This window comes from Pengzhenrongella sp. (genome assembly GCF_036565025.1).
Taxonomy (GTDB): Bacteria; Actinomycetota; Actinomycetes; order Actinomycetales; family Cellulomonadaceae; genus Pengzhenrongella.
This window is the reverse complement of record NZ_DATCNW010000355.1, coordinates 1-14,953: the sequence shown is the minus strand read 5'-3', so window position 1 is coordinate 14,953 and position 14,953 is coordinate 1. Positions and strand designations below refer to the sequence as shown.

General features: G+C 71.1%; 11 protein-coding genes and 1 pseudogene. All 12 read right to left on the bottom strand.

The features are described from left to right. Positions 1-128: 128 nt before the first annotated feature. Positions 129-1,220 carry a sugar-binding protein gene (locus tag VIM26_RS20135; protein ID WP_331954557.1) on the bottom strand — a complete coding sequence of 364 codons (1,092 nt, stop codon included), beginning with the start codon at positions 1,218-1,220 and terminating at the stop codon, positions 129-131. 358 nt (positions 1,221-1,578) lie between these two features. Further along, complete coding sequence (locus VIM26_RS20130; RefSeq protein WP_331954555.1) at positions 1,579-2,097, bottom strand: DUF501 domain-containing protein; 519 nt, start codon at positions 2,095-2,097, stop codon at positions 1,579-1,581. 66 nt (positions 2,098-2,163) lie between these two features. Then, positions 2,164-2,811 (bottom strand): septum formation initiator family protein, encoded by a 648-nt coding sequence (locus tag VIM26_RS20125; RefSeq protein ID WP_331954553.1) that lies wholly within the window; start codon positions 2,809-2,811, stop codon positions 2,164-2,166. Between the two features lie 204 nt (positions 2,812-3,015). Beyond that, positions 3,016-4,299, bottom strand: coding sequence for a phosphopyruvate hydratase (eno, locus tag VIM26_RS20120; RefSeq protein ID WP_331954551.1), 1,284 nt, complete (start codon positions 4,297-4,299; stop codon positions 3,016-3,018). A 126-nt stretch (positions 4,300-4,425) separates the two neighbouring features. Continuing rightward, the gene (locus VIM26_RS20115; RefSeq protein ID WP_331954549.1) at positions 4,426-5,862 is read right to left on the bottom strand and encodes an NAD(P)(+) transhydrogenase (Re/Si-specific) subunit beta; all 1,437 of its coding nucleotides are present in this window, start codon (positions 5,860-5,862) and stop codon (positions 4,426-4,428) included. After that, positions 5,859-6,194 carry an NAD(P) transhydrogenase subunit alpha gene (locus VIM26_RS20110; RefSeq protein WP_331954547.1) on the bottom strand — a complete coding sequence of 112 codons (336 nt, stop codon included), beginning with the start codon at positions 6,192-6,194 and terminating at the stop codon, positions 5,859-5,861. Before VIM26_RS20110 ends, VIM26_RS20115 begins: the two co-directional genes overlap by 4 nt. After that, positions 6,184-7,329 carry an NAD(P) transhydrogenase subunit alpha gene (locus VIM26_RS20105; protein WP_331954545.1) on the bottom strand — a complete coding sequence of 382 codons (1,146 nt, stop codon included), beginning with the start codon at positions 7,327-7,329 and terminating at the stop codon, positions 6,184-6,186. The genes VIM26_RS20110 and VIM26_RS20105 overlap by 11 nt, the downstream gene beginning before the upstream one ends. A gap of 123 nt (positions 7,330-7,452) precedes the next feature. Beyond that, positions 7,453-9,069, bottom strand: coding sequence for a methyl-accepting chemotaxis protein (locus VIM26_RS20100; protein WP_331954543.1), 1,617 nt, complete (start codon positions 9,067-9,069; stop codon positions 7,453-7,455). A 124-nt stretch (positions 9,070-9,193) separates the two neighbouring features. Continuing rightward, positions 9,194-9,469, bottom strand: a pseudogene (locus VIM26_RS20095) (GGDEF domain-containing protein); the annotation flags it as partial. Positions 9,470-9,768: 299 nt separating this feature from the next. Beyond that, a complete protein-coding gene (locus VIM26_RS20090) occupies positions 9,769-10,512 on the bottom strand; it encodes a MazG family protein (RefSeq protein WP_331954541.1) in 744 nt (247 codons plus the stop codon). Continuing rightward, complete coding sequence (locus tag VIM26_RS20085) at positions 10,482-11,039, bottom strand: hypothetical protein (protein ID WP_331954539.1); 558 nt, start codon at positions 11,037-11,039, stop codon at positions 10,482-10,484. Before VIM26_RS20085 ends, VIM26_RS20090 begins: the two co-directional genes overlap by 31 nt. 44 nt (positions 11,040-11,083) lie before the next feature. Then, the gene (mfd, locus tag VIM26_RS20080) at positions 11,084-14,821 is read right to left on the bottom strand and encodes a transcription-repair coupling factor (protein WP_331954559.1); all 3,738 of its coding nucleotides are present in this window, start codon (positions 14,819-14,821) and stop codon (positions 11,084-11,086) included. Positions 14,822-14,953: the final 132 nt, after the last annotated feature.

The following is a 14,953-nucleotide window of genomic DNA, read 5'->3' as shown; positions in this document are numbered from 1 at the left end:
GCGTTGCGTCGACCGAAACCTCTGCAACGTCCGAGCGTTGACGTCCTATAGGACGTCAACGCTCGGACGTTGCGGGGGCATGGGCGAGCGGCGCCGTCGGGCGGGCCGGCCCGCGCGAACCGGGGGGACTACTTCGTCAGTGGCGCGAGGAGCGGGTCGTCCGCGTAGACCTTGGCCGCGTTCGCCTTGGTCACGATCACCGGAACGAGCAGGTACGCGGGCACGACCTTCACGCCGTTGTCGTACAACCTCGTGTTGTTCAGCTCGGGCTTCTCGCCGGCCGCGAGTGACGTCGCCATCCCGATGGCCTTCGTGACCAGGGCGCGGGTGTCCTTGTTGACCGTCGCGTACTGCTCGCCGGCCATGATCGACTTGACCGACTCGGCCTCCGAGTCCAGGCCGGTGACGACCGGGATCGGCTTCCCCGCGCCCTTCACGGACGTGATGATCGCCCGCGCGAGGCTGTCGTTCGGCGACAGCACGCCGTCGAGCGGCTTGTCGGCGTACGTGCTGGTCAGGATCGTGTCCATCCGACTCTGCGCGGTCTCGGCCTTCCAGCCGGTGGTGGCCGTCTGCTTGATGGCGGTCTGCCCGGAGCCGACCACGATGCTGCCGTCGTCGATCCTCGGCTTGAGAACCTTCATCGCCGAGTTGAAGAACACGGCGGCGTTGGCGTCGTCCGGGGAGCCGGAGAAGAGCTCGATGTACTGCGGACCGGCCTTCTTCTTGGCGTCCAGCCCGTCCAGCAACGCCTGTCCCTGCAGCTCGCCGACCTTCTCCGGGTCGTAGTTGACCACGTAGTCGACATCCGCGGTGTTCAGGATGAGCCGGTCGTACGCGATCACGATCGCGCCGGAGTCGTGCGCGGCCTTGACCTGCGTGCCGAGCTGGCCGCCGTCGGCCGGGCCGATGATGATGACCTTCGCGCCCTTGGTGACCATCGCGGAGATCTGGTCCTGCTGGTCCTTGACCGGCGCCGAGGCGCCCGCGTACTGCACGTCCCCGGTGAAGCCCGCCTTCTTGAGCCCCTTCTCGAACAGGCCACCGGCGAGGACCCAGTTCTCGGACGTCTTCGACGGGAGCGAGACCCCGATCAACGAGTCCTTGGCGAAGCCGCCCGCCCCCTTGGCATCGGGTGCGTCGGCCCGGCTCGAGCAGCCCGCAATGGTCATCAGGGCGACCGCGCTCATCGCGGTCGCGAGAATCATGTGTCTGCGCATTGTTCATGCTCTTTCGTCGATGAAAGCAATGAGGGGTCGGACGCCCGAGGATCTCCGGTGGGATCAGCGGGCGACCGCGCTGCGCCGGGGCGCGGATGGAACTGTGTGCACGGGCATGACCTCGATGTCAGCGAGTTCTCCAGCAGGCGGCCCACGATCGGTGTGACCGTTCACGCGTATCTTTGGGCCCGCTGACAACGTTGTCAAACGGACATTCGCGAAGACGCCCGACCCTTTGTTTGCCCCTCACGCGAAAACCCGGCGTCCGGCGGCGAATCGTCGTCGAACTGGGAGTTGTTGTCGTCAGATCGCCCGAAATACGACAACAACTCCCAGTTCGCGGCGCGACCGTCCGGGGTCAGCAGGAGCAGCGGTCGGGGCGCCAGGTGGAGCGGATCAGGTTCAGGGCCTCGTCGCCCAGGGGGTTCACGCCGGGGCCGGCCGCCAGGGAGTGGCCGACCAGCACGTGCAGGCATTTGACGCGGGTGGGCATGCCGCCGGCCGAGATCCCCGCGATCTCCTCGACATGTCCCAGCTCCTCGCGCTGGGCGAGGTACTGGTCGTGGGCGAGCGCATAGGCCGCCGCGAGCTCGGGCTCGACGGCCAGGCGCGCGGTCCACTCCTTCATCAGCCCGCCGGCCTCGAGCGTGCTGACGGCCTGCACGGCGGGCGGGCAAGTGAGGTAGTACGTCGTCGGGAAGGGCGTGCCGTCGTCGAGCCGGGGTGCGGTGCGAACCACGAGCGGGCGCCCGCACACGCAGCGCGCGGCGATGCCGACGACGCCCCGGGGCAGCCGGCCCAGCTGCTCGCGCAGGGTCGCCAGGTCGCGCTCGACGACCGCGGGGCCGGTGGTGTACGGGAGGGGTGTGGGCGTCACGGGGTTCCGTTCGGTGTCGGCCCGGTCGGGCGGGCCTGGGTGGGTCATTCTCGTCGAGAGGCGCCGTCAGGGCAGCGGCTTGACGGTCGGCGCGAGCGGGACCGCCGGCGTGGTCGCGCCGTGCTGGCCGACCTTGGCGTCGCCGGCGACCCGGACCGACTCCCACACGGTGTTGTACCAGGGCTTGGTCGAACCCTCCGGGACCCGGGCCGGTCCGCTGCCCGAGGCGACCACGTCCGACCCGTTCGGGTTGGGGACCGTCTGCGGGTCGACGACCCGGAACGCCGTCTCCCCCGGGCGGACGAACGCCAGTCGCTCGCGGGCCTGCGCCGCGACGTAGGCGGGGTCGTTCCACCGCTCGAGCTCGCCCTCGAGATCCTTGTTCTGCGCGCGGGCCTGCGCCACCTGCTGAGCGAGCGAGGCGTTGTCGGACCGTTGCGCGACGTACGCGCGCACGGTCGGGAACAGCAGCACGAACGCGAGCATCCCGACCACGAAGAGGACCAGAGCGCGCACGGTGAACATGCGCGGCATGCGGGCCGCGGGGACCCGCTCGACCCCGCCCGAGCGCCCGCTGCCCCGCCCGGCCGATGACTTCGCGGCCGACGACGTCGGGGCGGCCGTCGAGCGCGGCCGGTTCGAGCCGGTCCCGCCCGCACCGGAACCGGACGACCTGCCGCCGGAGCGGGGCGCGGTCGGACGACGGGCGGACATGGGTCGATTCTCTCCCGTTCGGCGACGATCCCCGCGCACGTTGCGAGCTTCGACGTGTCTGCGCCGCGGCGGCAGCGCGGACAACCGGTGACAAGCGGGACACACCGGACATGCCGAAGCCCGGCCCGCGAAGATACGCGGGTCGGGCTCCGGTGGATCGCCCGCCAGCTCACAGGCTCGTGAGCGAGCGGATGAGGCCTTGGGTCAGGCCTGCTTGTGCCGCGGGAAGGCGCTGGCGCCGGCGTAACGCGCGGCGTCGTCCAGCTCCTCCTCGATGCGAAGCAGCTGGTTGTACTTGTTGATGCGCTCGCCACGGGCGGGTGCACCGGTCTTGATCTGACCGGCGTTCGTCGCGACGGACAGGTCGGCGATCGTGACGTCCTCGGTCTCGCCGGAACGGTGCGAGATCATCGCGGTGTAGCCGTTGCGCTGCGCGAGCGTGACGGCGTCGAGGGTCTCGGTGAGCGTCCCGATCTGGTTCAGCTTGACCAGGAGCGAGTTCGCGGACTTGAGCTCGATGCCCTTGGCCAGGCGGATCGGGTTCGTGACGAACAGGTCGTCACCGACGATCTGCACCTTGTCACCAACCTGCGCGACGAGAGAGGACCAGCCGGCCCACTCGTCCTCGGACAGCGGGTCCTCGATGGAGACCAGCGGGTAGTCGCGCACGAGCTGCTCGTAGTACGCAATCATGTCGTCCGAGGAGGTCGCCTTGCCCTCGAACTGGTAGGCACCATCCTTGAAGAACTCGGTCGCCGCGACGTCGAGCGCGAGGCCGACGTCCTTGCCCGCGACGAAGCCGGCCCGCTCGATCGCGACCAGGATCAGGTCGAGAGCGGCGCGGTTGCTGGACAGGTTCGGCGCGAAGCCACCCTCGTCACCGAGGCCCGTGGACAGGCCCTTCTCCTTCAGCACGGACTTGAGGGAGTGGTAGATCTCCGCGCCGGTGCGCAGCGCCTCGCGGAAGGTCGTGGCGCCGAACGGGGCAACCATGAACTCCTGGATGTCGACGTTGGAGTCGGCGTGCGACCCACCGTTGAGGATGTTCATCATCGGGACCGGCAGCACGTGTGCGTTCGGTCCGCCGATGTAGCGGAACAGGGGCAGGTCCGCGGAGTCCGCGGCGGCCTTGGCGACGGCGATCGAGACGCCAAGGATCGCGTTGGCGCCGAGCTTGCCCTTGTTGGACGTGCCGTCCAGGTCGATCAGCGCGGCGTCGACGAGACGCTGCTCGCTGGCCTCGAACCCGATGAGCTCCGGGGCGATCTCGTCGATGACGGCGTTGACCGCGTCCTCGACGCCCTTGCCCAGGTAGCGGGACTTGTCGCCGTCGCGACGCTCGACGGCCTCGAACGCGCCGGTCGATGCGCCGGACGGGACCGCCGCGCGCGCGATGGTGCCGTCGTCGAGTGCGACCTCGACCTCGACGGTGGGGTTGCCGCGCGAGTCAAGAATCTCGCGGGCGCCTACGGCCTCGATGCTAGCCATGGATGCTCCTTTGTCGGACAGGTAGGTATGCGTCGGAAAGGCTACCGCCGATCCCGGGGGGATCGACTGGGACCTTCCGCCCGAGCGCGCCGACGGCGCTAACGGGCGGAAGACGAGAGATGAATGTCAGCCGACGAGAGTCTTGACTGCGGAGAGGATCTCGCGCAGCCCCTTCTTGGCATCGGCGAAGAGCATGCCGGTCTGTGGCTCGCCGTACAGCTCGTTGTCCAGGCCGGCGTAGCCGTGCCCGAGGGAGCGCTTGATGACGATGACGGACGGTGCCTTGTCGACGTCGAGGATCGGCATCCCCGAGATCGGGTTGCCGGCCCGGCGTGCGGCCGGGTTGGTGACGTCGTTCGCGCCGACCACGAGGGCGACGTCGCACGTCGCGAACTCGGGGTTGACCTCGTCCATCTCCAAGAGCTGGGTGTAGGGCACGTCGGCCTCGGCGAGCAGCACGTTCATGTGCCCGGGCATTCGCCCAGCGACCGGGTGGATCGCGTACAGCACGGTGATGCCGCGCTCGGTCAGCAGCGCGCCAAGGTCGCCGCACTCGCGCTGGGCCTGCGCCGCGGCGAGGCCGTACCCGGGCACGATGACGACCTTGGTCGCATAGGCGAGCTGGATGGCGACGTCGTCGGCGTCCACGCGACGCACCTCGGCGCCACCCGGGCCGGCCACCGCCGCCGAGGCGGAGTCGCCGGTGCCGAAGCCACCGACCATGATCGCGACGACCGAGCGGTTCATCGCGTCGGCCATCAGCTTGGTGAGGATCGTGCCGCTCGCGCCGACGAGCGCACCGGCGATGATCATGATCTGGTTGCCGACCACGAACCCGGCCATCGCCACGGCGAGCCCGGTGAACGCGTTGAGCAGGGAGATCACGACGGGCATGTCGGCCCCGCCGATCGGCAGCACCATCAGGATGCCGAACGCGAGCGCGGCGACGATGACCGCGACCAGCAGCCAGGTGTTCGGCGCTGCCACGAGCCAGGCGCCACCGCCGAGAGCGACGACGGCGCTGAGGATGCTCAGGGCGCGCGACCCGGCGAAGGTGATCGGCGCTCCGGAGACCCAGCCCTGGAGCTTGCCGGCCGCGATCAGCGACCCGGAGAAGGTGATCGAGCCGATGATGACGTCGAGCACGACGGGAACCGAGAAGCCGGCCGTGATGGAGCCGTCGCCGAGCGCGCGGGAGAAGTCGACGACGCCGACAACCGCGGCCGCGCCACCGCCGACCGCGTTGAAGAGCGAGACGAGCTGCGGCATCGCGGTCATCTGCACGCGACGCGCCGAGACCAGACCCGCGAGGGAGCCCACGAGGAGCCCGGCGATCAGGGTGCCCCAGCCCCAGCCGGAGACGTGGATGTCCCCGCCCTCGGCGGCGGTTCCACCGGTGGCCAGCAGGGCCACGGTCCCGACGATCGCGGCAGCCATGCCGGACGCGGAGAGCAGGTTGCCCCGGCGTGCGGTCGCGGGCGAGCGCATCAGGTGCAGGCCGAGCACGAAGCACACGGCGGCGGCCAGGTAGACCAGCCGGACGACGACCTCGAGCGCGCTCATCGCGCCACCTCGGCGGACGACGCGTCGCTCGGCCCGAGAGCGACCCGTGCCGGGCGGGCCTTGAACATGCCGAGCATCCTGTCGGTGACCACGTAGCCACCCACCACGTTCATGGCGGCGAACGCGGCGGCGAGGAACGTCAGCACGTATCCGAGCGGGTCATGGGCGAGGCCGGCGACGATCACCGCGCCCACGACGACGACGCCGTGGATCGCGTTCGCGCCGGACATCATCGGGGTGTGCAGGGTCGCCGGGATCTTGCTGATGACCTCGAACCCCACCAGAACAGCCAGGACGAACAGCCCCAGGTCGCTCAACAGTTCATTCGGCACGCGCCGCACCCTCCGTCTGAATAAGTACTGCGGCGACGATCTCGTCCGCCGGGTCGAGCTTGATCTCGCCGTCCGCGACGATCGCGGTGAGCAGCGCGGTGACGTTGCGGGAGTACGCCGCCGAGGCGCCGGTCGCCATCTGGGCGGGCAGGTTGCCGGCGCCGATGACGGTGACCCCGCCGGGGGTGACGATGCGCTCGTCGGGCACGCTGCCCGCGACGTTGCCGCCCTGGGGGCCGGACGCGAGGTCGACGAGCACAGACCCGGGCGCCATGGCCGCGACGGTCTCGGCCGTGACGAGCACGGGCGGCTTGCCGCCGGGCACCTGCGCGGTCGTGATGACGATGTCGAAGCGGCGGATCGCCGCGTCCAGCTCGGCGCGCTGCTCGACGGCCTCGTCCTCGGTGAGCGCGCGGGCGTACCCGCCGCCGCCGTCGCCCGCGGTGACCTTGGTCGTGAGGAAGGCCGCCCCGATCGAGGTGACCTCCTCGCGCGCCGAGGACCGCACGTCGTACCCGGTCACCTGGGCGCCGAGACGCCGCGCGGTACCGATCGCCTGGAGGCCTGCGACGCCCGCGCCGAGCACGAGCACGGTCGCCGGCCGGGCGGTGCCGGCCGCGGTGATCATCATCGGGAAGTACCGGGCGAACGCCTCGGCCGCGACGATGGCGGCGCGGTAGCCGGCCACCGAGGCCTGCGAGCTCAGCGCGTCCATGGTCTGCGCGCGCGAGAGCGTGCGCGGCAGCAGGTCGAGGCTGAGCAGCTGCACTCCGCGTGCGGCCGCCTCGTCCAGGTCGGCACGCTCCACGCCGCGGGCCCGACCGTCGAGCAGCCCGATGACGACCGTGCCCGCGCGCACTCGCGCGAGCACGGCCGACGTCGGGCGGCGGACGGCGAGCAGCACGTCGGCGCTGGCCAGCACATCGGCGAGCGTGCCGGTCTTGGCGCCGGCGTTCACGTAGGCGTCGTCACCGAACCGCGCCCCGGCGCCGGCGCCGGCCTCGACGAGCACCTCGAACCCCTGTGCGACCAGCCGCTCGACGACCTCCGGGACCAGCGCGACCCTGCGCTCACCGGGTGCTCGCTCCGCGAGCGCAGCTACTACGAGCACCGTTACCTCTTCGCGCGCCGTCATCAGTCCTCCTTGGGGTGCCCGAACGGACGCCTCGTTGATTCTGCCCGCTCAACGTCGGGCCGAACAGGACCTTATGCCCCCGACGGGGTCATCCTTGACCAGTGTGGTCCCTCCCGTTGACGTTCAGCAGCGGAACTGACCGACGAGCTGCTGCAGATCGCCTGCCATCCTCGCCAGCTCCGCAGCGGCCTCGGAGGTGCTGTTGGCCGCAGCCGTCGTGTCGTCCGCGGACCGGGCGACGGCGATGATGTTGGACGCGATGTCGGTCGATCCGCTCGCCGCGTCGGTCACGCTGCGGCTCATCTCGTTCGTCGTGGCGGTCTGCTCCTCGACGGCCGAGGCGATCGTCGACTGGGTGTCGTTGATCTGCTCGATGATCGCCGAGATCTGACTGATCGCGTCGACCGCCGCCCGGGTGTCCACCTGGATCGCCTCGATCCGACGCCCGATGTCCTCGGTCGCCTTGGACGTCTCCCGCGCGAGCTCCTTGACCTCGCTGGCCACCACGGCGAAGCCCTTGCCCGCCTCGCCGGCCCGCGCCGCCTCGATCGTCGCGTTCAGCGCCAACAGGTTCGTCTGCTCCGCGATCGAGTTGATCACCTTGATCACGTTGCCGATCTCCGCCGAGGACTCCCCCAGCTTCGCCACCGTCACGTTCGCGCTCTCCGCCACGCCCACGGCCTTCATCGCCACCCCGGCCGCATCGCTCGTGTTCTTCGCGATCTCCCGGATCGACGCCGACATCTGCTCGGTGCCGGCCGCCACGGTCTGCACGCTGATCGAGACCTGCTCCGCCGCCGCCGAGACGACCCCGGCCTGGTTCGCCGACTCCTGAGCCGAGCCGCGCATCTGCCCCGATACCGCCGAGAGCTCCTCCGACGCGGCCGCGACACCCTGGGAGTTGTTGCCCATCGCGCGCATCGCTTCCTGCAGCCGGGTCATCGCACGGTTCAACGCCCCGGCCATCTGCCCGACCTCATCCTTGGTGTCCACGTCGAGCCGCAGGTCGAGGTGCCCCTCCGCGAGGCCCTCCAGCATCTGCACGGTCTGCTTCAGGGGTCGGGCGATCGTCCGGCCGATGCCGAGCGCGAGCCCGACCGACAGCGCGAAGGCCGCGAGGATGAGGCCGATGATCAACATCCGGGCACTTTGATACGCGGACTTCGAGTCGGCTACCGCCCGGATAGCCGCCTTGTCCTCGATCTTGTAAAGGCTCGCGATGTCCGCGGAGATCCTGGCGATGAGCGGGCTGACTAGCGCGTCGCGCACGGCACCGAACTCCTTGATGCGGCCGGCCTCGATCAGCGGGATGAGCCGCTCGTCCCGGAGCTTGCGGTACTGGGGCGTGGCGTCGTTCAGGTCGTTACGGAACTTCTCCCGCCCGCGCATGTCGGTCGCCGTGTACAGCGCCCAGTTCGCGTCCACCGACGCGTCCAGTCCCACGATCAGCACTCGGATCTTCGCCTTCGCGGCCGGCGTCGGCGCGAGCGCGAGTTCCAACATCCGCCGACGCGTCTCCTCGGAGTCCTTGTCCACCTTGCCAAGCCACGCAATGGCCTGGAAGCTGTCGCGGTAGAGGCTCTGCATGCCTGCCTGCGCGGACGCGAGCTTCGTGATCCCGAGGACGCCGACGCCGACCATGAGCATGGATACGGCAAGGAAGCCGGCCAACAGCTTCGTCGCGGTCTTCAGGTTGCGGAAGGCCGACAGCGGGCCTCCATTGGTCCGGTCGCCACTCATGACGTGCGCCTCTCGTCGAGCAGCCGCCCGGCTTCGTTGCCGTCGATCTGCCTCTCACAGGCTCATCGGCTCGTCTGCGCGGGATTCAAGTGACCTTGATCCCTTGACTTGCCCCAAGTTTCGCTCAGGGGGCGTTGGCCTCGGTGGCCCGGCTGGGGACCCGGTCCTGGTGCAGGCGCACGAGGTTGCGCCCGGCGTTCTTGGCCTCGTACAGCGAGACGTCGGCGGAGTGGAACAGTTCGTTCATGGCGATGCCCGATGCCGGGTACGCGGCGACCCCGCCACTGATCGTGCACGGCAGGGTGCGTCCCGCGACCTCGACGCCGTCATGGTCGCACCGGCGTCGGACCTGGTCCGCAAACGCGAGCCCTGCCGCGGCGTCGGCCCCCGGAAGGGCGACGAAGAACTCCTCGCGTCAGCGCGATCGCGACGGTCGGGTTGTGCGTCCGGCGCCGCCAGGTGACCAGGCCGACCGCGATGGAGGCCAGCGCGGCGACCGCGTAGGCGATCCAGACGGGATCGCGCAGCACCATGGACACCTCCGGTCGAACGCCGTGGGGTCGAGTGCAGCCACGAGCGCGGTCACACGACTGATCGACCGGTCAACCGTCGAAGTGAGGAAGTCACCGGGCGCGCGGGCGCCTGCGCGCCGGTCTCGGATGCCTGCGGATCAGCCCGGGGACGGGACCCGCGAGGATGTCAGCGAGCCTCGGACGCCCGCACGTCGGCCTCGAGCGTGCGCAGCGCGGCCCGCAGGGCGCTCTCGGCGTCGATCCCCGCTGCGTCGGCCTCCGCGGCCAGCAGCAGCAGCCGCGCGCCGAACGCCGCGCTTGCAGCCTCGTCCGGGGCCGCAGCGTCGACGTGCCGCCGGGCGGCCACGGCGGCGTCGACCGGCAGCCCGGCCCGGCGGGCGCGGGAGAGCACCTTCTGCCCGCGGGCGAGCGCGCCCTGCGCGAGCGGGATGCCCTGCAGGACGGAGGTGCGCTGCTTCTCGACGTTCTTGATCCGCTCCCAGCGGGCATGGACCTCGTCGACGTCGTCGTCGGGGCTGCCGGCGCCCGAGGTTCCGGGCGCGAAGACGTGCGGGTGCCGCCGGACGAGCTTGGCCGCCACGCCGCGGGCGACGTCGTCCAGGTCGAACGGGTCGACGTCGTGCTCCTGGGCGAGCCGGGCGTGGAACACCACCTGGAGCAGGAGGTCGCCGAGTTCCTCGCGCATGCCCACCCGGTCGCCGGTCTCGATCGCCTCGGCGACCTCGTGGGCCTCCTCGAGCGCGAACGGCACGAGGCTGCGGTGCGTCTGCTCCGCGTCCCACGGGCAGCCGCCCGGCGAGCGCAGCAGATCCATCACCTGGACCAGCTCACGCACGCCGTCGCCCTCGCGGGGCGCGGCGGCTGCGGCGGCGGGCACGGTCAGCCTGCCGCGGCCTTCGTGACCAGCCACGGGTACGACGGCGACGTGAGCTTGCCGGTCGTGAGGTCGATCTTGCCGTAGCGCGGGTTGACCTCGGGATGGAGCGCGGCCAGCTGCTTGGTGACCCGCTTCGCGACGGCGGCCGCATTCGGCAGCCCCTGGAGCTGCTGCTGCACGAGGGTGAACCGGGCCACCTCGATCGCTCCGGGGCTGAACTCGGTCGGCGCGGCGGCCTTTCCGGAGCCCTTCGGTGCCTGGGAGGCCAGGAGGTCGCGGGCCTGCTGGTCCGAGACGCCGACACCTTCCTGGGCGGCTGCCTTGTCGAACGTCGGGGCCACGATCAGCACCAGCAGCACGTTTGCCTGGCTGACGTCCTTGAGGTACGGGGCGAGGTCTTTCGCGGTCGCCTGCAGCTCGGCCACCGTGATCTTGTGGCCGTCGACCACCGCAGCGGCGCCTGCCTCGCCGGAACAGCCACTGAGGGCGCCGGCGAGCAGGGCACCCAGCACAAGGATGACCGGCGCGCGGCGACGCCCCATCAAGGATCGGACCGGCACGTGTGACCTCCGTTGTCGTCGTGAACGCTGGTCATCGTAGGCGCTCACGAGGTTCGGGTGCCTACCTGCGCCGCCGCAGCGACGTTGCCGCCCACGACGGCGTCGAGCAGCTGGCGTGCCCAGGCGAGGACTTCTCCGCCGTGCAGCGGGCGGCCGCCGATGCGCGCCGTCGTCGGGAAGGGCACGAGCATCGTGTGCAGTGCAGGCTTGAGCACCGTGCCGGGGTACAGCCGCTTGACCCGCAGCTGGGCCGACTCGGGCAGGTCGACGGGTGCGAACCGCACGAACTTGCCCTGCGCGGTGATGTCCAACAGGTCCAGTGCGCGCGCCGCGTTGCGGAAGTCGGCCACCGCGAACAGGTTCTCGACCTGCTCGGGGATCGGCCCGTAGCGGTCGACGAGCTCCGAGCGGACCTCGGCCAGCGCGTCGGCCGTCTCGCCGCCAGCGAGCTTGCGGTACGCCTCGAGCCGCAGGCGCTCGTGCGCGATGTAGTCGTGCGGGATGTGCGCGTCGACGGGCAGCTCGATGGTGACCTCGGGCGCCTCCTCCTCGACCTCGCCCCGGAAGCCGGCGACGGCCTCCCCGACCATGCGGATGTACAGGTCGAACCCGACGCCCTCGATGTGTCCGGACTGCTCCCCGCCGAGCAGGTTTCCCGCGCCGCGGATCTCGAGGTCCTTCATCGCGATCTGGATGCCCGCGCCGAGGTCGGTGTGGGCGGCCATGGTCGCGAGCCGGTCGTGCGCGGTCTCGGTCAGCGGCCGCTCGGGCGGGTACAGCAGGTACGCGTAGGCCCGCTCCCGCCCGCGCCCGACGCGCCCGCGCAGCTGGTGCAGCTGGGACAGGCCCAGCACGTCCGCGCGCTCCAGGATGAGGGTGTTGGCGTTGGAGATGTCCAGGCCGGTCTCGATGATCGTGGTGCAGACCAGGACGTCGAACTTCTTCTCCCAGAAGTCCCCGATGACCCGCTCCAGCTGGTGCTCGGGCATCTTGCCGTGCCCGACGGCGATCCGCGCCTCGGGCACCAGCTCGGCGAGCCGCGAGGCCGCCCGGTCGATCGAGGCGACCTTGTTGTGCACGTAGAACACCTGGCCCTCGCGCAGCAGCTCGCGCCGGATCGCCGCAGTGATCTGCTTCTCGTCGTAGGCGCCCACGAACGTCAGCACGGGGTGGCGCTCCTCGGGCGGCGTCGCGAGCGTGGACATCTCCCGGATCCCGGTGATGGCCATCTCGAGCGTGCGCGGGATGGGGGTCGCGCTCATGGAGAGCACGTCGACGTTGGTGCGCAGCTCCTTGAGCGTCTCCTTGTGCTCGACGCCGAAGCGCTGCTCCTCGTCGACGATCACCAGGCCGAGGTCCTTGAAGTGCACCTCGCCGGTCAGCAGGCGGTGCGTGCCGATGACGACGTCGACCCGGCCGTCGACGAGGCCCGCGAGGACGTCCTTCGCCTCGGCGTCGGACTGGAACCGGGACAGCGCCGCGACCGTCACCGGGAACGGCGCGTACCGCTCGGAGAACGTGTCGAGGTGCTGCTGGACGAGCAGGGTGGTCGGTACGAGCACGGCGACCTGCTTGCCGTCCTGGACGGCCTTGAACGCGGCGCGGATCGCGATCTCGGTCTTGCCGTACCCGACGTCGCCGGAGATCAGGCGGTCCATCGGGACCGTCTTCTCCATGTCCGCCTTGACCTCCTCGATCGTGGCGAGCTGGTCGGGGGTCTCGACGTATGCGAACGCATCCTCGAGCTCGTGCTGCCACGGGGTGTCCGGGCCGAACGCATGCCCGGCGGTCGCCATCCGCGCCGAGTACAGCTGGATGAGCTGGGCGGCGATCTCCTTGATCGCCTTGCGCGCGCGACCCTTGGTCTTGGCCCAGTCGCCGCCACCCATCTTGTTCAACGTCGGCGACTCGCCGCCGGTGTACTTGGTGACCTGGTCGAGCTGGTCGGTGGGCACGTACAGGCGGTCCCCGGGGTGGCCGCGCTTGGACGGCGCGTATTCGATCACGAGGTACTCGCGAGTCGACGCGTTCGCGCCGCTGCCCAGCGTCCGCTGGACGAGCTCGACGAACCGCCCGACACCGTGCTGCTCGTGCACCACGTTGTCGCCCGGGCGCAGCTGGAGCGGGTCGACGACGTTGCGCCGCCGCGACGGCATCTTGCGCATGTCGCGCGTGGAGGACCCGGCCCGGCCGGTCAGGTCCGACTCGGAGAACACCGCGAGCTGCAGGTCGGGTGCGACGAACCCGGGGCCGACCGGCGCGGGGGTGACCAGCACCACGCCGCCGGGCGGTTCGGTGCCGATCTCGGCGACCAGGCGCGCGGGCACGTCCGCGGCACCCAGCTGCTCGACCATGCGGCGCGCGGGCCCGTGCCCCTCGGTGGTCAGCACGAGCCGCCAGCCCCCGAGCTGCAGGGCGCGCACGTCGGCGATCGCGCGCTCGACGTCGCCGCGGTAGCTCGTCACGTCGCGCGCCCCGAAGGTGAGCGTGACCTGCGGCTCCCCGTCCACCACCCCCGAGTTGTCAGACCCAGCGCGCGCCAGGGACCGCGCACGGTCTGACAAGTCGCCATCGACCCGGCCCGAACCCGACGTGTCAGACACTGCGCGCGGCAGGGCCCGCGCTGGGTCTGACAACTCGGGCGCCTCGGGATCCAGTCCGAACGCGCTCAGGGTCCACCAGCCCAGGCCGCGGCGTGCCGCGATGTGCCGGACGTCGGCGAACGTCGCGAACGACGCGGCGCGCAGGTCGATCGGGGTGTTCGCGCCGGCAGCGGCCGAGGTCCACGCGGCGGCGAGGAACTCCTCGGTCGTGGCCACCAGGTCGTGTGCCCGGCGGCGCACTCGCTCGGGGTCCGCGACGACGAGCAGCGCGTCGTCGGGCACGAGCTCCAGGACGGGGACCATGGCGTCGACCAGGACCGGCGCGAGGGACTCCATGCCCTCCACGGCGATGCCCTCGGCGAGCCGCCCGAGCATCTCGACGGCGGCCGGGAACTGCTCGACGAGCGCCGCGGCGCGCTTGCGGACGTCGTCGGTGAGCAGGATCTCGCGGCACGGCGGCGCCCAGACCCCGCGCGTGGCGACCTCGAGGCTGCGCTGGTCGGCGACCGCGAACCAGCGGATCTCCTCGACCTGGTCGTCCCAGAACTCGACCCGCAGCGGGTGGTCCTCGATCGGCGGGAACACGTCAAGGATCCCGCCGCGGACGGCGAACTCGCCGCGGCGCTCGACCATGTCGACGCGCGCGTACGCGGCGGCGACCAGGCGGTCCGCGACGTCGGCGAGGTCGGCTCGGTCGCCGACCTGGAGCTCGACCGGCTCGAGCTCGCCGAGGCCCGCGACGACCGGCTGCAGCAGCGCCCGGACCGGCATGATCAGCGCACGGATCGGCCCGGTCTGACCGGCCTCCGCGGCGGGGTGCGCGAGCCGGCGGAAGACGGCCAGCCGTCGCGCGACGGTGTCGGCGCGCGGCGAGAGCCGCTCGTGGGGCAGCGTCTCCCAGGCCGGCAGGACGGCGACGTCGTCGGGTGGGAGGTAGCAGCGCAGCGCGCCCGCAAGGTCGTCGGCGTCCCGGCCCGTCGCGGTCACCACCACGAGCGGGCGGGCCCCCGTGGCGGGCTCCGCACCGTCGGCGCGCGCCCCCGTCATGATCGCGAGCAGCGCCGGGCGGATCCCGGGGATCCCGACGACGTCGACCGCGCCGCGCGCGGGGACGAGCAGAGCCGCCTCGGCGGCGGCAGGGTCGGTGAGGACTGTGGAGAGCAGACCGGTGAGGTTCATGCGCGGTGAGATCACGTTCTTCCTGGCGATGACGACGCCGCGGCCGGGCCACGGTTGCGGACTGCGGCGACCATCGTACGGCGGGGGTACGACAGGCTCCGAGCGGGTCGCGTTCGGGGGTTGGCGTGGGGC

What these genes read in the sequence shown, in the direction of transcription:
- VIM26_RS20135 (WP_331954557.1), bottom strand. Translation starts at nt 1,220, where the DNA reads ATGCGCAGACACATGATTCTCGCGACCGCGATGAGCGCGGTCGCCCTG.
- VIM26_RS20125 (WP_331954553.1), bottom strand. Translation starts at nt 2,811, where the DNA reads ATGTCCGCCCGTCGTCCGACCGCGCCCCGCTCCGGCGGCAGGTCGTCC.
- eno (WP_331954551.1), bottom strand. Translation starts at nt 4,299, where the DNA reads ATGGCTAGCATCGAGGCCGTAGGCGCCCGCGAGATTCTTGACTCGCGC.
- VIM26_RS20115 (WP_331954549.1), bottom strand. Translation starts at nt 5,862, where the DNA reads ATGAGCGCGCTCGAGGTCGTCGTCCGGCTGGTCTACCTGGCCGCCGCC.
- VIM26_RS20105 (WP_331954545.1), bottom strand. Translation starts at nt 7,329, where the DNA reads ATGACGGCGCGCGAAGAGGTAACGGTGCTCGTAGTAGCTGCGCTCGCG.
- VIM26_RS20100 (WP_331954543.1), bottom strand. Translation starts at nt 9,069, where the DNA reads ATGAGTGGCGACCGGACCAATGGAGGCCCGCTGTCGGCCTTCCGCAAC.
- mfd (WP_331954559.1), bottom strand. Translation starts at nt 14,821, where the DNA reads ATGAACCTCACCGGTCTGCTCTCCACAGTCCTCACCGACCCTGCCGCC.